Source organism: Mailhella sp., assembly GCF_057866825.1.
This window is the reverse complement of record NZ_DBMAHT010000007.1, coordinates 1-24008: the sequence shown is the minus strand read 5'-3', so window position 1 is coordinate 24008 and position 24008 is coordinate 1. Positions and strand designations below refer to the sequence as shown.

Sequence of the window (24008 nt, the reverse complement as noted above, 5' to 3'; positions counted from 1 at the left end):
CTGTCAGAATTCATTTTAATGGAGATTTCATGAATCAACCTTCACGCACTCATCTTTTCGAGGTCAGCTGGGAAGTGTGCAACAAGGTCGGCGGCATCTATGAGGTCGTCGCCAGCAAGGCGCAGCAGGCCATGTGCGCCTTTGATGGTGAATACATCCTCCTGGGCCCCGACACCAAGCACAACACCGAGTTCACCGAGACGGACGAGCCTTTCTGGGACGCTCTGCGCTATCCCCTCAAGGACAAGGATCTGCACTGCCGCTTCGGCCGCTGGGAAATCCCCGGCCGTCCGCGCGTCATCCTTGTCGATTTCAACGGCCGGCACGACTCCAATCAGATTCTGCGCCAGCTCTGGGAGCGTTTCGGCGTCGATTCTCTGTCCGGCGGCTGGGACTATGTCGAGCCCGTGCTGTTCAGCTATACCTGCGGCGAAGTCATCGCCACCATTCATCAGGTGCTCTCCAACCGCAACAAGAGCCACGGCATAGCCCACTTCCATGAATGGATGTGCGGCGCGGGCATTCTCGCGCTCAAGCAGCTCGCCCCCTCCATGGGCACGGTGTTCACCACCCACGCCACCGTGCTCGGCCGCGCCATGGCCGGCAGCGGCGTGGACATCTACGCCCGCATGTCGGAAATCTCCCCCTCGCAGGAAGCCTACCGCTACAACGTGACCGCCAAGTGCTCCATGGAAACCGTGAGCGCCCGCGAAGCCGACGTGTTCACCACCGTGAGCGGCATCACCGCCGAGGAGGCCCGCGTATTCCTCGGCCGCACGCCCGACGTCATTACCGACAACGGCCTCGACCTTTCCGCCATCCGCGATTACAGCGCCGACCGCGACGCCGCCCTCGCCAACCGCGCCCGTCTGCTCGAACCCGTGAGCCGCCTGCTGCGCAGAAAAATCACGCCCGACACCCGCATTCTGGTGATCTCCGGCCGCTACGAGTACCACAACAAGGGCGTGGATCTCTTCCTCGACGCGCTCGCCAAGGCCAAGCAGTCCATGCAGACCACCTCCAGCAAGGTGCTCGCCCTCATGCTCATGATGGGCGGTCACACCGGCGTGGACGAAAACGCCGTCAGCGGCGATCCCGCCGCCGTGGCCGATCCTTCCCTGCCCGGCGCGGGCTTCCTCACGAGCCATCAGGTCTATGACGCGCCCAACGATCCCATTCTCACCGCCTGCCGCCGCCTCGGCCTGAACAACACCGCCGACGACAACGTGCAGGTCGTGTTCGTGCCCGCCCTGCTCGACGGCCACGACGGCTTCCTCAACATGCCCTACTTCGACGTGCTCTCCGGCTGCGATCTCGGCGTGTTCCCGTCCTGGTACGAGCCCTGGGGCTACACGCCCCACGAAAGCGCCGCCTACAGCGTGCCCACCGTCACCACCGATCTTTCCGGCTTCGGCCTCTGGATCCGCCAGATGGAAAACAAGATCGGCACGCAGCCGGGCATCGGCGTCATCGCGCGCCGCAACAACGACTACGCCAAAACCGTGGACGCCCTCGCCGAGGTCATCGTCCACTACGCCACCTGCTCCGACGAAGAACTCGACCAGCGCCGCCGCACCGTGCGCGCCGCCGCCGCCCACGCCGACTGGAGCGAGTTCTTCAAGCTCTACATGAGCGCCTACTCCATGGCCAACGAAAAGGCGCACTTCCGCCGCCACGCCTCCAATCACACTCAGTCTTCCACGTTCTCCAAGGAACTCGCCATGCGTCCTTCTTCCATTCCCTTCCTGCGCACGCTGAACGCCGTGTCGGAACTGCCCGAACAACTCAGCCGCCTGCACGACATCGCCTGCAACGTCTGGTGGAGCTGGCAGCCCGAAGCGCTGGCGCTGTTCCGCGGCATGTCGCCCGAACTGTGGGAGGAATGCGACCACAACCCCATCTACATGGTGGAAAACACGCCGCCCGAACGTCTGCGCGACCTCGCCGCCGACATGACCTTCGTGAGCCGCCTGAACAAGCTCGCCGAAAAGTTCGACGCCTACATGGCTCAGCCCGTCGTTTCCGAAACCATGGAAGACGGCACGCCCGTCATTTCCTCCGACCGCCCCGTGGCCTACTTCTCCACCGAATACGGCCTGCATGAAAGCCTCCAGCTCTATTCCGGCGGTCTCGGCGTGCTCTCCGGCGACCATCTCAAGTCCTCGAGCGACGAACGTCTGCCCCTCGTGGGCGTGGGCCTGTTCTACCTCAACGGCTACTTCCAGCAGACCGTGGACAAGAACGGCCATCAGAACCCGCAGTATCCCGAGAATCAGCCCGGCAGCCTGCCCCTCGAAGCCATGCTCGACGACAAGGGCGAACCGCTCATGATCTCCCTGCCGCTCGGTTCCCGCACCCTGTACGCCCGCATCTGGAAGCTGCAGGTCGGCCTCATCTCCCTGTACCTCATGGACACCAACGTGCCCCAGAACAACGACGACGACCGCCGCGTCACCGCCCGCCTCTACGAGGCCGACCGCGACGTGCGCATGCGTCAGGAAATTCTGCTCGGCATCGGCGGCGTGCGCATGCTGGCCGCCCTCGGCATCACGCCTTCCGTGTGGCACATGAACGAAGGTCATTCAGCCTTCCTCGTGCTGGAGCGCCTGCGTCAGCACATGAAGGGCGACGATCTCACCCTCGACGAAGCCAAGATTCTCGTGCGCAGCTCCTGCGTGTTCACCACCCACACCCCCGTGGACGCCGGCAACGAACGCTTCTCCGTGGATCTCATGGCCCGCTACTTCCAGCCCTACGCGGAAATGCTCGGCCTCGAATGGGCCGACTTCCTGAACCTCGGACGCCAGGACGGCGGCGATCCCAACAACTTCGACATGACCGTGCTCGCCCTGCGCATGTCCTCTCAGGCCAACGGCGTGAGCGCCATGCACGGCATGGTTTCCCGCCGCATGTGGCGCAACATCTGGAAGGGCTTCACCGAAGCGGAACTGCCCATCGGTCACGTGACCAACGGCGTGCACACCGCCTCCTACGTGGGCCCCGCCTTCCGCCTGCTGCTGAACCACTACCTCGGCCCCGACTGGCTGGACATGAAGCCTGAAGACCCTGCGTGGAAAAAGGTGCAGTCCATCCCGGACGACGAATACTGGGCCGCCCGCCGCGCCCAGAAGCAGGCCCTCATCGACGCTTTGCGCGAACGCCTGCCGCACTGCGCCGCCTACTCCGACATTTCCGGAGAAGAGCGCACGAAGTGGCTTTCCGCCCTCACGCAGAACACGCTCATCATCGGCTTCGCCCGCCGCTTCGCGCCCTACAAGCGCGCCACCATGCTCTTTGCCGATCCCGACCGTCTGGCCCGTCTGCTCAACGATCCCGAACGTCCCACCGTGCTGGTCATGGCCGGCAAGGCGCATCCTGCTGACAGCAAGGGCATCGAGCTCATCGAGGAAGTGGTGCGCTGGTCGCGCGATCCGCGCTTCTACGGCAAGATCTTCTTCCTGGAAAACTACAACCTCGAAGTCTCCCGCCTGCTCTCCCGCGGCTGCGACGTGTGGCTCAACACGCCCCGCCGTCCGCATGAAGCCAGCGGCACCAGCGGCGAAAAGGTGCCGGTCAACGGCGGCATCAACCTCAGCATCTCCGACGGCTGGTGGGTCGAAGGCGACAACGGCAAAAACGGCTGGACCATCGGTCCCAAGGCCACCTATGCCACCCTCTCCGCCGAACAGAACGACTACGACGACGCCGAAAGCCTGTATCAGATTCTGGAAAACGACGTCGTGCCGCTGTTCTTCCAGCGCGATTCCGACGCCCTGCCCCACGGCTGGATTGCCGTGTCCAAGAACTCCCTGCAGAGCCTGACCGCCATGTACGGCTGCCGCCGCATGGTGCGCGACTACATGGAAAAGATCTATCTGCCCGCCGCCCGCCGCGGCGTGGCCATGGACGCCGACCGTCAGGCCAAGGCCCGCTCCGTCGCCGCGTGGCTGCAGAGCATTCCCGGCCGCTTCAACACCACGGCCATTCAGTCCATCGAACTCGACGGCCTCGACGGCGACACCGTGTACTGCGGCAAGCCCTTCACCGTGAAGCTCACCCTGGACCCCGGCGACATGAAGAAGGAAGAACTGCTCGCCCAGTTCGTCTTCGGCGTGACCGACGGCATGAACTTCACCGAGGAGCCGCAGATCGTGAACCTCTCCCTCACCGGAGAAGAAGACGGCAATCTCGTGTATGAAGCCGCCTGCGAAGCGAAGAGCAACGGTCTGCACGCCTACGGCGTGCGCGTGGTGCCCTTCGTGGATCCGCTGGACAACGTCATGCTCGCCGGCCTCGTCCACTGGGCGTAGCGCCTGACGCCTGATCCGAAACACCTGCAACGCCCGGAATCGCCAACGCGGTTCCGGGCGTTTCTGTATCCGGCCGCCCGTGGTACAGGATTGAATCACGTTTGCCGCAGACCGGAAAACGCAGGGCCCCGTACCCCGCCGCAGCTCTCTTCTGCCGGGCAGGCAGGCGGATGACTCGCCCGACATTTCCCGTTCAGGCGCGATTCGTTTTCCGCCGCCAGGCCCTCGTCTTCCTCCGGCGATACATGTTCCCCTTCCCGTGTTCCGCCGGAAGCCTCCGTCGGACCAGTCTTTCATCAAAACAATTTGGTATCATTCCGGGCAAAATTTTCAACCAGCCAATATTCTTTATCTTTTTTTCACATATCCCGCCGCGCCGAAGGCCGGAGGAAAATTTCCTTCGATACAAAAAAATTCCTGAAAAGTGCTGCCGCCTTACCGCAATTTTGATATCCATTTGAAATATCAGCATTAAAAAATTCTGGCACGATTTCTGCACAAAGGAAGCCATCCAGGTACTCCCAGGAGGTTTTCCATGATTTACAGTACAGATTTCTCCCCTCGAACCACCCGCGTGCTGCGACTCTCCGCAGCGGCTCTGGCGCTCGGCGCTCTGCTTGCTCCCGATACGGCTCTGGCCGAAGACGCCCCTTCCTTTCTGAGTCAGCAGGACGGCAACATCATCTGGACCATGCTCGGCGCCATGCTCGTCATGTTCATGCAGCCGGGCTTCGCCCTCGTGGAATGCGGCCTCACCCGCGCCAAGAACGCCGGCAACATTCTCATGAAGAACTTTGTGGACTTCAGCGTGGGCACGCCCCTGTTCTTCCTGCTCGGCTTCGGGCTCATGTTCGGCGCGTCCAACGGGTTCATCGGTTCCCCGTCCTTCGGCATGAACTTCATTGATCCCACCACCCCCGAGGGCGGCTGGGCCTGGACCTTCTTCTTCTTCCAGGCCATGTTCGCGGCCACTTCGGCCACCATCGTGTCCGGCTGCATCGCCGAACGCACCGACTTCAAGGCCTACATTCTGGTTTCCATTCTGGTTTCCGCCTTCATCTATCCCATCAGCGGCGGCTGGGCCTGGAACAGCCTCTTCGCCGATACCAAGGGCTGGCTTGAAAATCTCGGCTTCATCGACTTCGCCGGTTCCACGGTCGTGCATTCCGTGGGCGGCTGGATAGGCCTCGCCGGCGCCATCTGCGTGGGCCCGCGCATCGGCAAGTACACCCCCGACGGCAAGTCCCTCGCCATTCCCGGCCACAACATTCCTCTGGTTGCGCTCGGCGTGTTCATCCTGTGGTTCGCGTGGTTCGGCTTCAACTGCGGCTCCACCACCACCCCCGACGGCACCGTGGGCTACATTGCCGTGAACACCTGCCTTTCCGCCTGCACCGGCTTTGCCGCCGCCATGGTCACCATCTGGATCATCACCGGCAAGCCCGACCCCTCCATGGCCATGAACGGCGTGCTCGCGGGCCTCGTGGGCGTGACCGCCGGCTGCTATGAAGTCTCCCCCGTCGGCTCCATCTTCATCGGCATCATCTGCGGCATCGTGGTTGTGTTCTCCATCCTGTTCGTCGATCAGAAGCTCCACATCGACGACCCCGTCGGCGCGGTTTCCGTCCACGGCGTGTGCGGCTTCCTCGGTACGGTTCTCGTCGGCCTGTTCGCCGCTCCCGGCTACGGCTCCAACGTCGGCCTGCTCTACGGCGGCGGTGTCCATCTGCTCCTCATCCAGCTGCTCGGCGCGGTCAGCGTGGGCGCGTGGGCCTTCATCACCGGCATGTGCGCCTTCAAGATCGCCGACAAGGTCGTCGGTCTGCGCGTGAGCCGCGAAGTGGAACTCAAGGGCCTCGACATCACCGAACACGGCGCCGACGTGTACAGCGGCTTCCAGATCTTCTCCAACGAATAAGCCGACCGATCAAACATAACAGGAGCTGAAAAATGAAGCTTGTAGTTGCCTATATCCGTCCGGAATGTCTCGGACCCGTCAAGCAGGAACTGTACGCCAAGGGACTCTACAGCATGTCCGTCACCAACATTCTCGGCTCGGGCCGCCAGAAGGGCTACGTGGAAATGTACCGCGGCGTAGCCACCGAAGTGACCCTGCTCAAGAAGGTCCGCATAGAACTCTGCCTGCACGACGAAGACGTGCAGACCGCCATGACCGCCATTTCCGAAGGCGCGTCCACCGGTCATGAAGGCGACGGCATCATCTACGTCGTGGACGTCGTGGCCAGCCAGCGCATCCGCACCGGCGACAGTCTGTAAGCCCGATCTGAAACAAAGGGCGCTCCGTGCGCCCTCACCATTTTTCCTTTGAGGTTTCCATGAAGATTCTTCCCGCCATCGCCGGTCTCCTTCTGCTGGGACTGTGCGCCACAACCGCGCCCGTGCAGGCTCCCGCCGCGGGCATTCCCAAGGACACGCTGCTGTTCATACGCGAAAGCGGCGGCAACTCCTTCGACATTCAGGGCACCGGTACCAACCGCTCCGCCTACGGCCTTTCCTGGAACGTCTATGACCGCCTGGTGACCTACGGCATCAAGAAGCATCCTTCCGGCACGCTGATGTACGACTACACCAAGATCGAACCCGCCCTCGCCGAAAGCTGGGACATCTCCCCCGACGGCCGCGTGATCACCTTCCATCTGCGGAAGGACGCCGTGTTCCACGACGGCACGCCCGTCACCGCCGACGACGTGAAGTGGTCCTTCGACAGAGCGGTGTCCGTGGGCGGCTTCCCCACCTTCCAGATGAGCGCCGGCTCCATGACGAAGCCCGAGCAGTTCACGGTGGTGGACAAGTACACCTTCCGCGTGACCCTCGACAAGGCCGACAAGCTCGCGCTGCCCAACATCGGCACGCCCGTGCCCGCCATCTACAACTCCACGCTGGCCAAGAAGCACGCCACCGACAAGGATCCCTGGGCCATGGAATGGCTCAAGCTGCACGACGCCGGCAGCGGCGCCTACAAGGTGAAGAGCTTCAAGCCCGGCGTGCAGACCGTGTACGAACGCTTCGACGACTGGAAGTGCGGCCCCCTGCCCGCCATGAAGACCGTCATCGAACGCGTGGTTCCTTCCGCCTCCACCCGTCGTGCCATGCTTGAAAAGGGCGACGTGGACCTCTCCCTCGACCTGCCTCCCAAGGACTTCGCCGAACTGCACGACGAGGGCAAGCTGAAGGTCGAAGGCATTCCGGTGGAAAACTGCATGTGGTTCGTGGACATGAACGTGACCATTCCTCCGTTCGACAATCCGCTGGTGCGCAAGGCCATAAGCTACGCCGTTCCCTATGAAGCCATCTACAAGGCTTCCACCTACGGCCGCGCCGCCCCGCTCTACGGCGCCGCGAGCGACACCCCGGCCACGGCCGAATGGCCTCAGCCCTTCCCCTATCATACCGACGTGGAGAAGGCCAAGAAGCTGCTCGCCGAAGCCGGCTACCCCAACGGCTTCAAGACCACCCTTTCCTACAGCCTCGGCAAAGCCTCGCTGGGCGAACCCGCCGCGCTGCTGCTGCAGAAGGCCCTCAAGGACATAGGCGTGGAAACCACCATGGAAAAGGTGCCCGGAGCCAACTGGCGCACGGCCATGACCCGCAAGGACATGCCCCTGCTCGTGGACGACATGGGCGGCTGGCTGAACTACGCCGACTACTTCTTCTACTGGAACTACCACAGCCAGAACGGCGTGTTCAACACCATGTCCTATCAGAACAAGGAAATGGACGGCTACATCGAAGCGGCCCGCTTCGCTCCCGACAAGGCCTCCTATGACGAAGCCATCAAGAAGTGCCTGAAGAAGGCCTTCGACGACGCACCCCGCCTGCCCCTGTTCCAGCCCAACCTCGACGTGGCCATGCAGCCCTACGTTCACAACTACCAGTACTGGTTCCACCGTCAGCTCGACTTCCGAACCATTACCAAGGAATAAGCTCCCCCCCCGCCGGGTCTCCCCCACGGGAGCCCGGCACCCTTTTCTCATCAAGGGTCAGGGCCTTCGGGCCCTGCCTTGTTACCGGATCCCCGCAGGCTCCGGAAAAACAGGATCCTCTATGCTTCGCTTCATCCTGCGCCGTATTCTCGCGGCCATACCCAACCTTGCGGGCGTGCTCATCATCACATTTCTGCTGGCCCGCGCGCTTCCCGGCGATCCGGCCACGTATCTGGCCGGGCCTTCGGCCAGCCTCGACGCCATCGAGCAGATCCGGCAGAATCTCGGTCTCGACAAGCCCCTCATCGAACAGTTCGTTCTGTACGTTTCCGACATGTGCCGCGGAGACTGGGGCACGTCCTGGGCCACCGGCCTGCCCGTGACGGAAGAAATATTCACCCGTCTGCCCGCCTCGCTGGAGCTCACCTTCGCCGGTCTGTTCTTCGCCGTGGCCGTGGCCCTGCCCATGGGCATTCTTTCCGCCACGCGCCCCGGCTCCATCATCGACCACATCTGCCGCATCATCAGCACGCTCGGCGTTTCGCTGCCCACCTTCTTCACCGGGCTTCTGCTCGTGTTCATCTTCTACTACCTGCTGGGATGGGCTCCGGCCCCCATGGGACGACTGCCGCTCACGGCCATCGAACCCGACGCCGTGACGGGCTTCTTCCTCATCGACACCCTCCTCGCCGGAGACTTTGAAACCTTCCGCGCGGCCGTGATGCAGATCACCCTTCCGGCGCTCACCCTCGGCATCTTCGCCCTCGCGCCGCTCGCCCGCATGACCCGCGCCGCCATGCTCCAGGTGCTCTCCGCGGACTTCATCCGCACGGCCCGGGCCTCCAATCTGCCCCGCTGGAAAATCATCTTCGTGTACGCGCTGCGCAATGCGGCCAATCCGCTGTTCACCACGCTCGGCATGGTGTTCTCCTTCACGCTCGGCGCCAACGTGCTGGTGGAAAAGGTCTTTTCCTGGCCCGGCATCGGCTCCTTCGCCCTTGAGGCTCTGCTCACCTCCGACTACGCCGCCGTGCAGGGCTTCGTGCTGACCATGGGCATTCTCTACGTGTTCGTGAACCTGATCACCGACCTGCTCCAGGTGCTGAACGATCCCCGCATAAGGATGAACATATGAGCTCCTTCACCCGTCATGTCTTCTTCTGCCTGAGAAGCAACGTGTTCTCCTGCCTGGCCGTGGGCGGACTCATAGTGCTCGCGGCGCTCACGGTGGCCGGGCCTTCTCTCGCCCCCTACGACGCCTTCCAGTGCGTGGACGACGCCATCATGCTTCCGCCCTCCCTGGCGCATCTTTGCGGCACCGATCAGGTGGGACGCGACGTGTTCAGCCGCATTCTCACGGCCTGCCGTCTCGACATGTCCATAGCCCTGAGCGCCGTCGGGCTCTCCCTTGTGGCAGGCACGCTCATCGGCGCCTTCGCCGGATACTACGGCAGGCTCTTCGACAGCCTCGTGAGCCGTCTCGTGGACACCATCATGGCCTTCCCGCTCTTCGTGCTGGCCATGGCCATCGTGGCCTCGCTGGGCAACTCCGTGGCCAACATCGTCTATGCCACGGCCATCATCAACCTGCCCTTCTACATCCGCGTGGCCAGAGCCGAAGTGAGCGTGCGCCGCAACAGCCAGTTCGTGGAAGCCGCCCTCATCAGCGGCAACAGCGGCCCGCGCATCATTTTCCGCCACCTGCTGCCCAACATCATTCCCACCATCATGGTGCAGGCCTCGCTGAACCTCGGCTGGGCCATCCTGAACGCCGCCGGTCTGTCCTTCATCGGCCTCGGCGTCCGTCCGCCGGACGCCGAATGGGGCATCATGGTGGCCGAAGGCGCGCAGTACATCGTGTCCGGCGAATGGTGGATAGCCCTCTTTCCCGGCATCGCCCTCATGCTCACCGTGCTCTGCTTCAACTTTCTCGGCGACGCTCTCCGAGACATCTTCGATCCGAGGAGGCGTGCGTAATGACCACCTCATCTTCTCCGCTGCTTGAAGTGCAGCACCTCAGCGTAGGCTTCACCTCGGAAGGAAGCACGCTCACCGCCGTGCGCGACGTGACCCTGGAAGTCCGCCCCCACGAGTTCTTCTCCCTCGTGGGGGAATCGGGCTCCGGCAAATCCGTGACCGTAATGACCGCCATGGGCCTGCTCGACGCCAACGGCTACGTGGAACAGGGCTGCATACGCTACGACGGTCAGCTTTTGCTCGACAACAGGACGCCGCGCCGCCGCTGGCGTCGCCCCGGCGACATGGCCATGATCTTCCAGTACCCCATCGTGTCCCTGAACCCCGTGCGGACCATAGGCCTGCAGCTTCGCGACGTGCTGGAAACGCTGCCCGAACGCCCCGCCTCCGCCAAGGAAGCCCGCGACGCCGCCCGGGAACTTCTCGAAAAGGTGCGCATCCGCGACCCGGAACGCTGCCTCGACGCCTATCCCTTCGAGCTTTCCGGCGGCATGTGTCAGCGCGTGCTCATCGCCATGTCTCTGGCACGGCGTCCGCGCCTGCTTTTTGCCGACGAGCCCACCACCGGCCTCGACGCCCTCACGCAGGACACCATTCTCAAGCTCCTGCGCGACATGATGGACGAAACCGGCATGTCCATACTGTTCATCACCCACGATCTCGGCCTGGCCGTGCAGTACAGCGACCGCATAGGCGTCATACGGCACGGCGAACTGCTGGAAACGGGACTGCCCGGCGATCTGCTGAGCCATCCCTCCCATCCCTACACGAAACGGCTCTTCGCCTCCACGCCGAGCCTCATGACCAGCCTCGACGACATCCGTCGTCTGGGCCCGGTCGAAGCCGATTCCTGAGGTGCGTCATGATTCCGCTTCTTCAAGTCAGTCATCTCTACAAGTCCTTCACGCCCGGCGTGTACGCCGTGCAGGACGTGTCCTTTGAACTGAAACGCAGCACCTGTCTCGGCATTGCCGGGGAATCGGGTTCCGGCAAGTCCACGCTCATCCGCATGCTCGCGCGCCTCATCGACGTCAGTCCCGGCCCGGGCGGCGGCGATGAAGGCTCCATCCGCCTGTTCCGGGACGACATCAGTCTGCTGCCGCCGCGCTTCTTTGCGCATCATCCCCTGCGCTCGCAGATTCAGATGGTGTTTCAGGATCCCACAAGCAGCCTGAATCCCTGCTGGACCGCCGCCCGCTGCATTGCCGACCCCTTGCGCGTTCTTCTCGGCATCCGCGACAGGGACGTTCTTGCCAAGCACGTGCGCCATCTGGCGCAGCTTGTCCATCTGCCGGAAGAGCTGCTCGACAGGCTGCCGCATCAGCTTTCCGGCGGCCAGAAGGCCCGCGTGGGCATCGCCCGCGCTCTCGGCCCCCGGCCGAGCATACTGCTGCTGGACGAACCCACCACCGCGCTCGACGTGTCCGTGCAGGGGCAGATTCTCTGCCTGCTCGACGACCTCAAGCGTCAGCTGGACCTCAGTCTCATTTTCGTGTCCCACGACCTCAACGTGCTGCGCCTGCTGTGCGACCGCCTCATCGTCATGCAGCAGGGCCGCGTGGTGGAACAGGGAACCACGGCGGAAGTATTCGCGCATCCCACGCACGAGTACACCCGTTCGCTTCTCTCTTCCATGCCTGTTCTGAACAAAACGGCCTGACCGGTCGAAAAACATACGGAGACATCATGACCCCCTTTCCTTCCAGTCCCACTCTTTCCGCCGTCCGCGCCTGGTACGCCCAGGGCGGCGACCCTGAACAGGGCCTCTGCGACCTGGCCCGACGCATCCGCCGCGACAGCGCAAACGGTGTATGGATCACCCTCATCGACGAAAGCGAAGTGTGCGAGCGCGTGCGCGAACTGAAGGCCGCCTGCGCGACGCTCTCAGAAGAAGAGCGCCGGAGCCGGTATCCGCTTCTCGGCATTCCCTTTGCCGTGAAGGACAACCTGGACGTCGCGGGCAAGGAAACCACCGCCGCCTGCCCGGCCTACGCCTACACCGCCGAGTCCACGGCCTTTGTGGTGCAGCGCCTGCTCGACGCCGGAGCCGTGCTCATGGGCAAGACCAACATGGACCAGTTTGCCACCGGTCTCGTGGGCGTGCGTTCCCCCTACGGGGCCTGCCCCAACAGCTTTGATCCCGCGTACATCAGCGGCGGTTCAAGCTCCGGTTCGGCGCACGTGGCGGCCAAGGGCTACGTGAGCTTCAGCCTCGGCACGGACACCGCCGGTTCCGGACGCGTGCCCGCGGCGCTGAACAACCTTGTGGGCCTCAAGCCCAGCCACGGCCTGCTTTCCACGTGCGGCGTGGTTCCGGCCTGCCCCTCGCTGGACTGCGTGTCCATCTTCGCCCTCACCTGCGAGGATGCCGCCGAGGTGTTCGCCGTGGCGCAGGGGCCCGACGAAAAGGACATCTGGAGCCGGGAAGCCGTCGCTTCTCCCGCGCCCCTCGGCCGGACCTTCACCTTCGGCGTGCCCGAAAATCCTGAATTCTGCGGAAACGACGTCTGGGCGCAGGCCTTCCGCGAAGCCATCGCCCGCCTGGAATCGCTGGGCGGCACAGCTGTTGCCCTCGACTACGCGCCCTACCGCGAAGCCGCCGACATGCTGTATTTCGGTCCGTACCTTGCGGAACGCATGGCCGTGGTGGGCGACTTCGTGTCCAAGAATCCCGAATGCTGCGACGCCACCGTGCACAAGATCATTTGCGGCGCGTCGCACTGGACGGCCGTGGACACCTTCCGCACCATCTACCGCACGCGCGAGCTTCGGCAGATCGTGGCGCAGGACTTCAAGCGCGTGGACGTGCTTCTGCTGCCCACCGCCCCCACCACCTACACCATCGACGCCGTGCGCCGCGATCCCGTGCGCACCAACGTGAACATGGGCACCTACACCAACTTCGTGAACATTCTCGACATGTGCGCCGTGGCCGTGCCCTCCTCGGTGCCGCACATGCCCGGAACGGACGTGGCCATGCCCTTCGGCGTCACGCTCATGGGTCCGGCCTTTTCGGAAGCCCGTCTGCTCGATCTCGCTTCGCGCTTCCACGCCGCAGCTCTGAAGGAAGGCATCGGGCTCGGCGCGACGGAAGTGAAGCCCGCCGCCGACAAGGGCTCGCTGCTGCTGGCCGTGGGCGGAGCGCACATGAGCGGCATGGCCCTGTGCCATGAACTTGAAGCCACGGGCGCCGTGTTCGAGTGCGCCACTGCCACGGCTCCTCATTACCGCATGAAGCTTCTGCCCGGCGGCGCGCCCCTGCGTCCGGCCATCGTGCGCGTGGAGGACGGCGGCGTTCCCGTTCAGGTGGAAGTCTGGTCCATGCCCCGCAGCGCCGTGGGCGCGTTTCTGGAACGCATTCCCGCGCCGCTCGGCCTCGGTTCCGTGGAACTTGCCGACGGCTCGTGGGTAAGAGGCTTCATCTGCGGAGCCGACCTCTCCGAAACCGCCAGGGACATCAGTGCTTTCGGTTCGTTCCGCACCTTCATGGAACAGGAGGGCAACGCCGCCTCGAAATAGCGGCCTTCCCCCTCAAGACCTTTCCCCTGCCGTTCGACGCGTCGCCGCCCTTCCCCTCCTTCATCAGGCCGCGTCGGACGACAGGGGACTTTTTTTGCCGTCAGTCGGCCGGATAACCCACAGGCTGAATCATGTACACCTTCCAGCCCTCCGGCAGCGGCAGACTGCCGTCAAGCCGGTTCGTCTCCTGCGCCTTCATCACGTTGGCGAGCCCCGCCGAGGCGCAGTAGAGCGCCACGTTCTCGTACATGGAGCCGACGTGAAACGGCGAGTAGCGGTCGCTCTCCTTGGCCGCATGCAGCAGCACCAGCGGCGCGCCGTTGCTGTAGAGCTTCAGGTAGTCGCCCGCAAGCACCTGCTCCAGCGCGTTCTTCGCGGCATCGTAGCGGTACACGCCGTCGGGCAGCACGGCGTACACGGCAATGAGCTGACGGTTCATGGCCGTGGGCACGGTCAGTCTGCCGTCCTCACGGTTCACGCCGCAGGCCGCCCAGAGAATGTTCGACACTTCCTGCATCGGCAGCGGACGACTGTCGAACTTCCGCTCCACATGCCTCTTTGCCAGCGATTCCAGCAGGGAAAGACCGCCCTGCTTCTGCGGCGCGGGCAGTTCCACCATCTGCGCAAGCGCAGGTGCAGGCGCGGCCAGAACCGCGCAGCACAACGCGCCGAGCACAAGTTTCTTCATGTTCATCGCTCACTCCTTTGTCGCCGTCTTTCGCCCGGCCGCGAGAACCCGGCCGCGCACGGGACTGTTTCAAAACCTGTCGAAAGTCTAGCAGAAACGCCTGCGCCCGTCCCGCCGTTTTCCGCCCGGCTCTTCCGCGCGCCGCTTCGGCCTGCGCGACGCCCCTTCCCTTCATTGACGGGCGACGGAAGGGAATGATACTCTGAAAAAAATTTCGCGTTTTCTCCTCATGCTCCGGGAAAACGCGCGGAGAGCATACATGCAGCATAAAGAACTTGTGGAATTCATCGCCAAGTCGCTGGTGGACAACCCCGATCAGGTGACCGTGCGCGAAACCGAAGGCGAACAGGCCTCCACGCTGGAACTTTCCGTGGCCAGAGACGACCTCGGCAAGATCATCGGCAAGCAGGGCCGCACGGCCCGCGCCATCCGCACCCTTCTGGGCGCGGTTTCCGCCAAAACCAAAAAGCGCGTCGTTTTGGAAATTCTCGAATAATGCCTGCTTCTTCTCTCGTAGTTCTGGGGCGACTCGCCAAGCCCCACGGCGTCAAGGGCGACATCCGCGTGGACTACTACGCCGATTCCGCGGACCTTCTGGACAAGCCCCTCATGCTGCGCGCCGGACGCTTCGCCCCGCGCCCCATCCGCGTGCGCGACTGGCATCTGTGGAAGGATCAGCTCATTCTCGGCATCGAGGGCTGCAACGACCGCTCCGCCGCCGAACAGCTGCGCGGTCAGGAACTGCTCATCGACGCCTCCTTCCTGCCGGAACCCGAAGAAGACGAGCCCTATCTGCGCGACCTCATCGGTCTTTCCGTGCGCCTTGAAGACGGCACGACTGTGGGCGAACTTGAAGACGTGGATTTCCCCGCCGGTCAGGAAATGTGGGTCATCCGCGCGCCGGAAGAGAGCGGCGGCTACGAAATACTCTTCCCCGCCGTGCCCGAATTCGTGCGCGACATCGATCTTTCCGCGGGCACGGCCACCATTGCCCCGCCGGAAGGCCTGCTCGACCTGTACCGCGACGGCGCAGCCTCGCTCGCTCCCGACGACGGGCAGGACGAACAGGACGCGGAAGAAGGTTCCGCCCGCAAGGCATAATCCGTCATGCGCTACAATCTCGTCACTCTTTTTCCCGAGTGGTTCGACTCGCCCCTTTCCAGCGGTCTCATGGAAAAGGCGCGCGAGGCGGGCATTGTGGAATTTTCCTTTGCCAACCCGCGCGACAAGTCCACGGACCGGCATCACTCCGTGGACGACCGCCCCTACGGCGGCGGCCCGGGCATGGTGCTCATGCTCGATCCGCTGGTGCGCACGCTGCGCGAACTGGCCCCCTGCAACGGCAGAAAGGGAAGACTCATCGCCCTCACTCCGGCCGGACGCCCCTTCACCCAGGACTTTGCCCGCGAGCTCGCCAAAGAAGAGGAAATCACCCTCGTGTGCGGCCGCTACGAAGGCTTCGACGCCCGCCTCTTCGATCTTCTCCCCGTGGAGCCCGTGTGCGTGGGCGAAGCCGTGCTCAACGGCGGCGAAGCCGCGGCGCTCGCCGTCATCGAGGCCACGGCCAGACTCCAGCCCGGATTCATGGGCAAGGACGAGTCCGGCGACGAAGAGAGCTTCAGCAACGGCCTTCTGGAATATCCTCAGTACACGCGGCCGGACGAATTCGAGGGCCTTCGCGTGCCCGAAGTGCTTGAAGGCGGCAATCACGCGCTCATCGCCGCGTGGCGGCGCGAACAGTCGGTGCTCGCCACGGCAAAACACCGTCCGGATCTGCTCGATCACGCCGTGCTCACCCATCACGACAGGGAGGTTCTGCGCGCCGCGCCCCGTTTCCGTCCGGGAAAAAACCTGCATGTGGCCCTGCTGCATCACCCCGTGCGATTAAAAGATCGGAAAACGGGCACAACCTCTTTGACAAACCTCGACATTCACGATATAGCACGAATTTCCCGCACCTATGGGATCAGTGGATTCTTCGTGGTCACGCCGCTGGAGGATCAGCGCAGACTCTTGGCAACACTGCTCTCTCATTGGACGGAAGGGCCGGGGCTGTCGTTCAATCCCGACAGAGCCGAAGCCCTTCGACTGGTCAGGCCCGAGGAATCTCTGGAAAGCGCGATTGCGACGTTGACAACCGATCGCGGCCTGCCGCCCTTTGTGGTCGGCACCAGTGCCCAGCCTGTCCTAGATAAAAAACACCGGGAACGCCGGCCCGCGACCACGTTCGACGACGTGCGGCGCAGGCTTGCGGACAGGCCCGTGCTCCTGCTTCTGGGAACCGGGCATGGCATTGCGCCTGAGGTGTTGGAGCAATGCGACGCCATCCTGCCGCCGCTGCGCTGGATGGACGAGTACAATCATCTCCCCGTGCGTGCCGCCGCCGCCATCCTTCTGGACAGGCTGCTCGGCGATCGGGGATAAACACCATTTTCCTCAAGGAGAGTCCCCCTATGGATATCATCAAGCAGATTGAACGCGAACACATGCGTATGGACATTCCGTCCTTCAAGCCCGGCGACGCCGTCAAGGTGTACCTGCGCATCGTCGAAGGTGAAAAGGAACGTATCCAGATGTTCCAGGGCAACGTCATCCGTGTTCAGCGCGGCACCACCGGCGCCACCTTCACCGTCCGCAAGATTTCCGACGGCGTGGGCGTGGAACGCATTCTTCCCATGCACTCCCCCTTCATCGACCACATCGAAGTGGTGACCGAAGGCCGCGTGCGTCGTTCCCGTCTGTACTACCTGCGCGAACTGCGCGGCAAGGCTGCCCGCATCAAGCCCCGCAACCGCTACTAAGATTCCGGTCCGGCGCTGCCCGGGCCCTTCTTTCGAGCAGACAAATCCCCTTCCGGTTCTCCGGCGGGGGATTTTGTCTATCGGGCGACCGGCGTTTCCCGCCCGATGAAAAAATACGGCGCTCCCTCCTGAACGCCGTTCGATTTTCGGCGCATTCCCGCTTTTTTTTTGCCGAAAAAGTTCGTATCTTCGGCACACCGCCGCGGAAGATCGTGTTCTGCGGTCCATTTTCTTTTTCAGGTGAATCATGGCCAGACCCCGCAAAAAAGCCGTCATTGAACAGGGCATGCTCTTCAGCGCCCCGGATGCCCAGCAACTGCTCACCGCCGGGACCGACGAAGCCGGAAGAGGCTGTCTTGCCGGGCCCGTGGTGGCCGGCGCCGTCATTTTCGCCGACGGCTTCGACCTCATGGGTCTGGACGATTCCAAAGTGCTCAAGGCCGAAGAACGCGACCGCCTCGCCGGAGAAATCCGCAGTCTTGCCGTGGGCTGGGGCATCGGGCTCGCCTGGATGAACGAAATTTCGCGCATCAACATTCTTCAGGCCTCGCTCATGGCCATGACCCGCGCCGTGGCCGCCATGCGCGTGCGCATGCACGCCAAAGGAGAGAACGTGCCCGCGCGCCTGCTCATCGACGGCACGCAGATCATTCCGCCGCTCTACTTCCGTCAGTTCGGCATTCCTCTGCCCGAACAGGAAGCCGTGGTGGACGGCGACGCCAAGGTGCCTTCCATTTCCGCGGCGTCCGTGCTGGCGAAGACCTTCCGCGACGAGCTCATGACCAGATTCGACGCGCGCTGGCCGGAATACGGCTTTGCAAGACACAAGGGCTACGGCACCAAAGAACACAAGGAAGCCCTGAAGAAATACGGCCCCTGCCCCCTGCATCGCCTCGATTTTCGGGGCGTGCTGCCGCCGAAGGTGCAGGAACAGGGCTGGCTGTGCTGAATCCCTTCCGCAGGGTGCAGGGTGAACGCGCCCGCGCGCCTCATAGCAAGGCGGGCACAGGCGCGGCCGGCGAAGAGCGCGCCGCAGCAATGCTTTGCGGCATGGGCTGGCGCATTCTGGCCCGCAACTGGCGCAGCGGACATCTGGAGCTCGACATTGTGGCGCAGGAAGGCGACACGCTCGTGTTCGTGGAAGTGAAAACGCGCGATGCATACGGCATGCAGCGCCCCTACGAAGCGCTCACCGCCGTCAAAAAGAAACGGCTGCTGCGCGCCGCGCAGGCGTGGCTTGCCGAACACGACGCATGGAACAGGCCCTGCCGCTTCGACCTCGTGTGCGTGGCGGCCCGGTCGGGAACCTACCAAACGGAGCTGATACGAAATGTCATCGAATTCGCAGATATCGGAACCCGGCACGCTGTGGGTGGTGGGAACGCCTCTTGGCAACCCTGGTGATCTTTCTCCCCGGGCCCGGGCCTGCCTCGAAGCGGCGGACCTCGTGCTCGCCGAAGACACCAAGCGCGAAGGCCTCGCCTGCGCCCGCTGGGGCGTCAACGTGCGCCGCTTCATCAGCTATCACGATCACAACGAAAAGGAAAAGGCGGCCTCCGTGCTGGAACTTTTGCGCGAAGGGAAAAACATTGCGCTCATTTCCGACGCGGGCATGCCCGTCATGGCCGATCCCGGCTACGTGGTCATCCGCGCCTGCCGCGAAGCCGGACTGCCGGTTTCCGTCATTCCCGGGCCGTGTGCTCCGGTCACGGCGCTGGCCGGTTCCGGCATTCCGCCGCAGCCCTTCGTCTTTTTCGGCTTTCTGCCGCGCAAGCGCTCCGATCAGGAAAATACGCTCTCGCCCTACGCCGCCATTCCGGCCACGCTGGTTTTCTTCGAGCGCAAGGACAGGCTTGAAGAAACCCTGAAAAACGCCCTGGCCCTGCTCGGCCCGCGCGAAGTGTGCGTGGCCCGCGAACTCACCAAGACGCACGAAGAGTATCTGCGCTTCCGCCTAGAAAATCTGCCCGATCTTTCGGGCATTCTCGGCGAAGTCACCGTGGTGGTCGGCCCGCCCGAAGGCAACGCACGCAGCAGCAGGGAAGAGATTCTCTCACTCATCCGCGAAGAACTTCCGCTCGGCGGCGCGCCCCGCGCCGTGGCCCGCCGCGTGCAGTCCCGCGCCCGGGGCTGGACCACCGGCGAAATCTACGCGCTCATTTCCGGCATGAAAAACTGATCCGCCCCGAACGTTGAACGCGCCTTGCGGGATCTGCGCCGATGTGGCACTCTTGAAGATACATGGCGGCATCATGCCGCAATGTTTCCACTTTTGCGTTGCGCATTCACCGCACCCGCGGCAGAGCGCAGCGCAGAAAAACGCTGCCGCGACCGCGCAGCCGACACGAGGAAAAACGGGCGCGGCCGAATCCGGGGGAAAACCATGTCCAGCCATGCTTCCGCATCCAGTCTTCGCACCCGCATTCCCGCCCGGGCCTGGACGGACATGCTGCACCTTGCCGTGCGTCAGATCTGCCCGGCCGGCTATCCGCTCATTCTCGAAGGCGATGCCCTCTTCGACTTCTACTACATCGAAAAAGGACGCCTTCTCATCTCCTACGCCTCCCAGAACGGACGCGAACGTTCCATCATCGGCCTTGAGGCGGGCAATCTTTTCAACGTGTCCACGGCGCTGACCGGCTTCGACAATCCGGATTCGCAGTACCTCTGCAAGGAGGAAACCGTGCTCTGGCGCTTTCCCGGCAGACTGCTGCTCTCCCCGGACTTCGTGTGCAAGTGCCCGGAGCTCATCATAGAAATCATGCAGTCGCTGGCAAGAAAGAATCTTCAAATGCACGAAACGCTCTCCTACACAGGGCCGGACGCCGCGCTCATCCAGATTGCCCGCTGGATGCTGCGCGCCGCCGAAAGCCGCGCGTCGGAAAGTTTCCGCCCCGGCGTCACGCAGCAGGAACTCGCCGACAGGCTCGGCATTCATCGGGCCACGCTGGTTCGCTGCATCCACACGCTCAAGGAGCGCGGCATCATCAGCCGCTTCACCCGAAACGCGCTCGTCGTCACGGACATGAACGCTCTGCGGGATCTGGCCGAACAGTAGCCGCCAGTCAGGAGCTCCGCCGTGCCCCGGGCACGGAAAATTTTCGCACAAGCGGAAGAATGATAAAAACAACAAATAAAATAAGTATGATATGTTAAAAAATCGAGTTTCAGCACTGCCGAAAAAGCGCTTTTTCCATCCCGCAGCCTTAAAAAATTTCATTTTTCTCAAAAAAACTCATGCTCATGGCGCAGATGCGCCATTTTTTTTCTGCGTCATGTGAAAAATAACATTTAACAAATCAGTCAGGAAAAGCTTTTCCCTCCACGCGGCGCGACGTCTGCAGCGTCGACCGCACCGCTCCCTGCCGAAACGGCAGGGCGGCGTTTGTTCCCGAGAGCTCCCCGTCTTCCGACGCCGAAGCCCGAAGAACTGTGTTGCGCGCGCCTGCAAAGGCCGGTTCGCGCTTTCAGACAGGAGGATTTTTCCTTGATACGACACATCGACTCCGAAAAATGCACCGGCTGCGGTCAGTGCTTCAAGTCGTGCAGTCTCGACGTGTTCCGGCTGGACACCCGGCAGACGGAACTCTCTCCCTGCATGGCGGCCTGCCCCGCAGGCACGGACATACGCGCCTACAATCATCTGCTTCAGCAGAACCGCCTTGAAGAGGCGCTGGAAGTGCTCAAAAAGGGTACGCCCTTCCCGGCGCTCACCGGCCGCGTGTGCTTCCATCCCTGCGAAAGCAAGTGCACCCGCGCTTCCATGGATGAAAGCGTGAACATCAACGCGCTGGAACAGTTCCTCGGCGATCTCGACCTTCAGGAGCTCCCCTCCAGACCCGCCGTGCGTCACCTCTCCCGCGCGGCCGTGGTGGGCTCCGGCCCGGCCGGACTTGCCGCCGCCTGGTATCTGGCTCTTGAGGGCTGGCCCGTCACCGTGTTCGAGGCGCTGCCCAAGCCCGGCGGCATGCTGCGCTACGGCATTCCGGCCTACCGCCTGCCCGACAGCGTCATCGACGCCCACATCCGCAAACTGGAAGCCCTAGGCGTGGAATTCTGCTGCAATACGCGCATCGGCGAAGGCCGCAATCTCAATCTGGCCGATCTGCACGATCTCGGCTACCGCGCCGTGCTCCTCGCTCCGGGCCTCAGCGCCGGCAAGAAGCTTCCGCTTGAAGGCATGGAGCTCGAAGGCGTGTTCACGGGCGTGGAATTTCTGCGCGATCTGCGCACGGGCAACGCGCCTGCCGCCGGACGCCGCGTGTGCGTGGTCGGCGGCGGCAACGTGGCCATCGACGCGGCCATCAGCGCCAAAATGCTCGGTGCCGAAGAAGTTCACATGTGCTGCCTCGAAGACCGCGAACATATGCCCGCCTTTGAGCACAACATCAAGGACGCCCTCGAACGCGGCGTGACGCTGCATCCCACCCTCGGCCCGGCCCGCATCGAGGGCGAGAGCGGCAAGGCCTGCGCCGTGGAATTTCATGTGTGCACGTCGCTGTTCAACGCCGAAGGCAAGTTCTCTCCCGTGCTCGACGAAACGCAGACCGTGCGCATCGAGGCCGATCAGGTCATCTTCGCCATCGGCCAGACCGGCGACTTTGCCGACATCGCCTCCGGCGTGGACATGCGCGGCCCGCGCATTCTCGTTTCCGGCTCTTCCATGCGCACCAGCCGCGAGGCCGTGTTCGCCGCGGGCGACGCCGTCACCGGCCCCGCCTCGGTCATTCAGGCCATTGTGGGCGGCCGCGACGCGGCCCACGCCATGAGCCGCGCCCTGAACGGCCTGCTGGTGGAAGACGAAACGCCCGCCTCCCGCCCCGTGGTGGAACACATGCCCATAGACAAACTGCCCCATCTGCCCCGCAACGAACGCAGGGCGAACATGAACGGAGGCCTGTTCGACGAAGCCGTTGCCGGCTTCGATCAGCTCGACGCCCAGGCCGAGGCCATGCGCTGCCTCACCTGCGGCAGCAAGGCTTCCATCCGTTACGGCGACGACTGCATGACCTGCTTCAGCTGCGAACTGCACTGCCCCGCCGACGCCATCGACGTCCACCCCTTCAAGGAACGTCTTCCCTACACGCTGTACGACGGTGAAGGAGGCCGGATATGAACAAGTACGACTGCACACTTCAGACCGACGTTCTGGTCATAGGCGGCGGCTTCTCGGGAACCTGGGCGGCCATCAAGGCCCGCGAACACGTGGAGAACGTGCTCATGGTGGACAAGGGCCCCCGCGACTGGGGCGGACTCGGCAGCATGTCCGGCGGCGACATGATCGTCAAGCAGCCCGAATTTGAAGCTTCGGACCTCGTGGACGAACTTACCTACTACTACGACGGACTGTGCGAACAGGACGTGCTCAAGGAAATTCTGGAGCTCTCCTACGACCGCTTCATGGATCTGGAAAAAATGGGCCACCGCTTCTATCGCGAAGACGGCGTGCTCCAGTCCATTCCCCAGCGCGGTCTGGACAAGATGCGCTACTATTTCTACCACCCCTACGGCAAGGGCGGCAGCCACACCACCGAAGTGCTGAACAAGCGCCTTCAGGAGCTGAACGTCAAGCGCATGGGCCGCGTGGAAATCACCCGCCTCATCAAGAACGGCGACCGCGTAGTCGGTGCCGCCGGCTTCCACGGCCAGAGCGGCGCGTCCATTCTCATTCACGCGAAGGCCGTCATTCTGGCCGCGCATTCCGGCGGCTGGAAGGGCTCGTATCTGCTCAACACCTGCGCGGGCGAAGGCAGCCTTCTGGCCTACGAGGCCGGCGCCACCCTGCGCAACATGGAATTCATCGAAAACTGGAACGTGCCCAAGCTCTTCGCCTGGGAAGGCCAGACCGGTCTGCTGCCGCACGGCGCGCGCTTCCTGAACGGCAAGGGCGAAGACTTCATGCGCCGCTACTCTCCCAAGCTGGGCGCCAAGGCCGACCCCCACTACAACGTGCGCGGCATGGCCTTTGAAGTGCTGGCGGGCCGCGGCCCCATCTACTTCGATACCAGCACCCTCAGCGAAAAGGGCATCCGCGACATGACGCCCACCGGCGGCTGGATGAAGCTCAACGACACCAAGCTCAAGGCGCTCGGCATCGACTTCTTCCATCAGACCACGGAATGGATGTCGCAGGTGCTCACCTGCTTCGGCGGCGTGAAGGCCGACAAGCAGGGCTTTACCGGCGTGCCCGGCCTCTACGTGGCCGGCAGAGCGCGCAGCGTGACCCCGGGCGTGTACATGGGCGGCTGGGACAGCTGCCTCACCGCCACCACGGGCTGGATTGCCGGTGAAAACGCCGGTCTTAGCGCCGCCTCTCAGAGCGAAACCTCCTTCGACGAATCCCTCGCTCTCGAAGCCCTGCGCGAAGACACCGCGCCCCTCGGCAGAGAAGGCGTGTCGCCCAAGGACATCGTGCGCAAGATGCAGCGGCTCATGTCGCCCATCGACGTGTGCATCCTCAAGACGCAGGACGGTCTTGCCCGTTCGCTCTCCCGCTTGGAAGCCTTCCGCGACGAAGTCGTGCCTCAGGCCGGAGCCTCGGATCCGCACTATCTGGTCAAGCTTACCGAAGCGCGCGGCATGACCCTGATTACCGAAGCCTTCCTGCGCGCCTCCCTGCTGCGCAAGGAATCGCGCGCGGGCCACTACCGCGCCGACTTCCCCCACAGGGACGACACCCGTGGTCCGGCCTGGATCAACGTGCGCAAGGGCGAACACGGCATGGAAGCGAGCTTCGACGCCGTGCCGCTGGACCGCTACCCGGTCAAGC

General features: G+C 63.4%; 20 protein-coding genes and 1 pseudogene. 20 read left to right on the top strand and 1 reads right to left on the bottom strand.

Features of this window, described 5'->3' with window-relative positions:
* Positions 1 to 29: 29 nt before the first annotated feature.
* From glgP to atzF, 9 genes are all read left to right on the top strand, one after another.
* Positions 30 to 4310, top strand: coding sequence for an alpha-glucan family phosphorylase (gene glgP, locus ACZM96_RS02000; protein ID WP_489486980.1), 4281 nt, complete (start codon positions 30 to 32; stop codon positions 4308 to 4310).
* A gap of 535 nt (positions 4311 to 4845) precedes the next feature.
* Positions 4846 to 6228: an ammonium transporter gene (locus ACZM96_RS01995; RefSeq protein ID WP_489486978.1), complete on the top strand. Its 1383-nt coding sequence runs from the start codon at positions 4846 to 4848 to the stop codon at positions 6226 to 6228.
* A 32-nt stretch (positions 6229 to 6260) separates the two neighbouring features.
* Positions 6261 to 6587 carry a P-II family nitrogen regulator gene (locus ACZM96_RS01990; RefSeq protein ID WP_489486977.1) on the top strand — a complete coding sequence of 109 codons (327 nt, stop codon included), beginning with the start codon at positions 6261 to 6263 and terminating at the stop codon, positions 6585 to 6587.
* Between the two features lie 59 nt (positions 6588 to 6646).
* Positions 6647 to 8254 (top strand): ABC transporter substrate-binding protein, encoded by a 1608-nt coding sequence (locus tag ACZM96_RS01985; RefSeq protein ID WP_294484137.1) that lies wholly within the window; start codon positions 6647 to 6649, stop codon positions 8252 to 8254.
* Positions 8255 to 8375: 121 nt separating this feature from the next.
* Positions 8376 to 9389, top strand: coding sequence for an ABC transporter permease (locus ACZM96_RS01980; protein ID WP_489486976.1), 1014 nt, complete (start codon positions 8376 to 8378; stop codon positions 9387 to 9389).
* Complete coding sequence (locus ACZM96_RS01975; protein WP_294484140.1) at positions 9386 to 10231, top strand: ABC transporter permease; 846 nt, start codon at positions 9386 to 9388, stop codon at positions 10229 to 10231. Before ACZM96_RS01980 ends, ACZM96_RS01975 begins: the two co-directional genes overlap by 4 nt.
* Positions 10231 to 11085 carry an ABC transporter ATP-binding protein gene (locus ACZM96_RS01970; RefSeq protein WP_489486974.1) on the top strand — a complete coding sequence of 285 codons (855 nt, stop codon included), beginning with the start codon at positions 10231 to 10233 and terminating at the stop codon, positions 11083 to 11085. The genes ACZM96_RS01975 and ACZM96_RS01970 overlap by 1 nt, the downstream gene beginning before the upstream one ends.
* A gap of 8 nt (positions 11086 to 11093) precedes the next feature.
* Positions 11094 to 11891: an ABC transporter ATP-binding protein gene (locus ACZM96_RS01965; RefSeq protein ID WP_489486972.1), complete on the top strand. Its 798-nt coding sequence runs from the start codon at positions 11094 to 11096 to the stop codon at positions 11889 to 11891.
* A gap of 26 nt (positions 11892 to 11917) precedes the next feature.
* Positions 11918 to 13750: an allophanate hydrolase gene (atzF, locus tag ACZM96_RS01960; RefSeq protein ID WP_489486971.1), complete on the top strand. Its 1833-nt coding sequence runs from the start codon at positions 11918 to 11920 to the stop codon at positions 13748 to 13750.
* A gap of 100 nt (positions 13751 to 13850) precedes the next feature.
* Here the strand turns inward: atzF and ACZM96_RS01955 are convergent, their stop codons facing one another.
* The gene (locus ACZM96_RS01955) at positions 13851 to 14444 is read right to left on the bottom strand and encodes a nitroreductase family protein (RefSeq protein WP_489486970.1); all 594 of its coding nucleotides are present in this window, start codon (positions 14442 to 14444) and stop codon (positions 13851 to 13853) included.
* Between the two features lie 253 nt (positions 14445 to 14697).
* Here ACZM96_RS01955 and ACZM96_RS01950 point away from each other — a divergent pair, with 253 nt between their 5' ends.
* From ACZM96_RS01950 to ACZM96_RS01900, 11 genes and pseudogenes are all read left to right on the top strand, one after another.
* Positions 14698 to 14934, top strand: a complete 237-nt coding sequence (locus tag ACZM96_RS01950) for a KH domain-containing protein (protein ID WP_294484148.1) — start codon at positions 14698 to 14700, stop codon at positions 14932 to 14934.
* Positions 14934 to 15539: a ribosome maturation factor RimM gene (gene rimM / locus ACZM96_RS01945; protein WP_489486969.1), complete on the top strand. Its 606-nt coding sequence runs from the start codon at positions 14934 to 14936 to the stop codon at positions 15537 to 15539. The genes ACZM96_RS01950 and rimM overlap by 1 nt, the downstream gene beginning before the upstream one ends.
* A 6-nt stretch (positions 15540 to 15545) precedes the next feature.
* The gene (trmD, locus tag ACZM96_RS01940) at positions 15546 to 16862 is read left to right on the top strand and encodes a tRNA (guanosine(37)-N1)-methyltransferase TrmD (RefSeq protein WP_294484153.1); all 1317 of its coding nucleotides are present in this window, start codon (positions 15546 to 15548) and stop codon (positions 16860 to 16862) included.
* Positions 16863 to 16891: 29 nt separating this feature from the next.
* Entirely contained in the window at positions 16892 to 17239 is a 348-nt protein-coding gene (rplS, locus tag ACZM96_RS01935; protein WP_294484157.1) for a 50S ribosomal protein L19, read from the top strand.
* 247 nt (positions 17240 to 17486) lie between these two features.
* Entirely contained in the window at positions 17487 to 18188 is a 702-nt protein-coding gene (gene rnhB / locus ACZM96_RS01930; RefSeq protein ID WP_489486968.1) for a ribonuclease HII, read from the top strand.
* Positions 18185 to 18643 (top strand): YraN family protein, encoded by a 459-nt coding sequence (locus ACZM96_RS01925; protein ID WP_489486996.1) that lies wholly within the window; start codon positions 18185 to 18187, stop codon positions 18641 to 18643. Before rnhB ends, ACZM96_RS01925 begins: the two co-directional genes overlap by 4 nt.
* Positions 18570 to 19418, top strand: coding sequence for a 16S rRNA (cytidine(1402)-2'-O)-methyltransferase (rsmI, locus tag ACZM96_RS01920; protein ID WP_489486967.1), 849 nt, complete (start codon positions 18570 to 18572; stop codon positions 19416 to 19418). Before ACZM96_RS01925 ends, rsmI begins: the two co-directional genes overlap by 74 nt.
* A gap of 204 nt (positions 19419 to 19622) precedes the next feature.
* Positions 19623 to 20297 (top strand): Crp/Fnr family transcriptional regulator, encoded by a 675-nt coding sequence (locus ACZM96_RS01915; RefSeq protein WP_489486965.1) that lies wholly within the window; start codon positions 19623 to 19625, stop codon positions 20295 to 20297.
* A 327-nt stretch (positions 20298 to 20624) separates the two neighbouring features.
* Positions 20625 to 21044 (top strand): annotated as a pseudogene (locus ACZM96_RS01910) (4Fe-4S binding protein); the annotation flags it as partial.
* 39 nt (positions 21045 to 21083) lie between these two features.
* Positions 21084 to 22355, top strand: coding sequence for an FAD-dependent oxidoreductase (locus ACZM96_RS01905; protein WP_489486994.1), 1272 nt, complete (start codon positions 21084 to 21086; stop codon positions 22353 to 22355).
* On the top strand, positions 22352 to 24008 hold a 1657-nt coding region (locus tag ACZM96_RS01900; protein ID WP_489486964.1), incomplete at its 3' end, for an FAD-binding protein. The genes ACZM96_RS01905 and ACZM96_RS01900, both read left to right, overlap by 4 nt.

What these genes read in the sequence shown, in the direction of transcription:
- glgP (WP_489486980.1), top strand. Translation starts at nt 30, where the DNA reads ATGAATCAACCTTCACGCACTCATCTTTTCGAGGTCAGCTGGGAAGTG.
- ACZM96_RS01980 (WP_489486976.1), top strand. Translation starts at nt 8,376, where the DNA reads ATGCTTCGCTTCATCCTGCGCCGTATTCTCGCGGCCATACCCAACCTT.
- ACZM96_RS01990 (WP_489486977.1), top strand. Translation starts at nt 6,261, where the DNA reads ATGAAGCTTGTAGTTGCCTATATCCGTCCGGAATGTCTCGGACCCGTC.
- ACZM96_RS01985 (WP_294484137.1), top strand. Translation starts at nt 6,647, where the DNA reads ATGAAGATTCTTCCCGCCATCGCCGGTCTCCTTCTGCTGGGACTGTGC.
- rplS (WP_294484157.1), top strand. Translation starts at nt 16,892, where the DNA reads ATGGATATCATCAAGCAGATTGAACGCGAACACATGCGTATGGACATT.
- rimM (WP_489486969.1), top strand. Translation starts at nt 14,934, where the DNA reads ATGCCTGCTTCTTCTCTCGTAGTTCTGGGGCGACTCGCCAAGCCCCAC.
- ACZM96_RS01970 (WP_489486974.1), top strand. Translation starts at nt 10,231, where the DNA reads ATGACCACCTCATCTTCTCCGCTGCTTGAAGTGCAGCACCTCAGCGTA.
- ACZM96_RS01955 (WP_489486970.1), bottom strand. Translation starts at nt 14,444, where the DNA reads ATGAACATGAAGAAACTTGTGCTCGGCGCGTTGTGCTGCGCGGTTCTG.
- ACZM96_RS01950 (WP_294484148.1), top strand. Translation starts at nt 14,698, where the DNA reads ATGCAGCATAAAGAACTTGTGGAATTCATCGCCAAGTCGCTGGTGGAC.
- atzF (WP_489486971.1), top strand. Translation starts at nt 11,918, where the DNA reads ATGACCCCCTTTCCTTCCAGTCCCACTCTTTCCGCCGTCCGCGCCTGG.
- trmD (WP_294484153.1), top strand. Translation starts at nt 15,546, where the DNA reads ATGCGCTACAATCTCGTCACTCTTTTTCCCGAGTGGTTCGACTCGCCC.
- rsmI (WP_489486967.1), top strand. Translation starts at nt 18,570, where the DNA reads ATGTCATCGAATTCGCAGATATCGGAACCCGGCACGCTGTGGGTGGTG.
- ACZM96_RS01995 (WP_489486978.1), top strand. Translation starts at nt 4,846, where the DNA reads ATGATTTACAGTACAGATTTCTCCCCTCGAACCACCCGCGTGCTGCGA.
- rnhB (WP_489486968.1), top strand. Translation starts at nt 17,487, where the DNA reads ATGGCCAGACCCCGCAAAAAAGCCGTCATTGAACAGGGCATGCTCTTC.
- ACZM96_RS01915 (WP_489486965.1), top strand. Translation starts at nt 19,623, where the DNA reads ATGTCCAGCCATGCTTCCGCATCCAGTCTTCGCACCCGCATTCCCGCC.
- ACZM96_RS01965 (WP_489486972.1), top strand. Translation starts at nt 11,094, where the DNA reads ATGATTCCGCTTCTTCAAGTCAGTCATCTCTACAAGTCCTTCACGCCC.
- ACZM96_RS01975 (WP_294484140.1), top strand. Translation starts at nt 9,386, where the DNA reads ATGAGCTCCTTCACCCGTCATGTCTTCTTCTGCCTGAGAAGCAACGTG.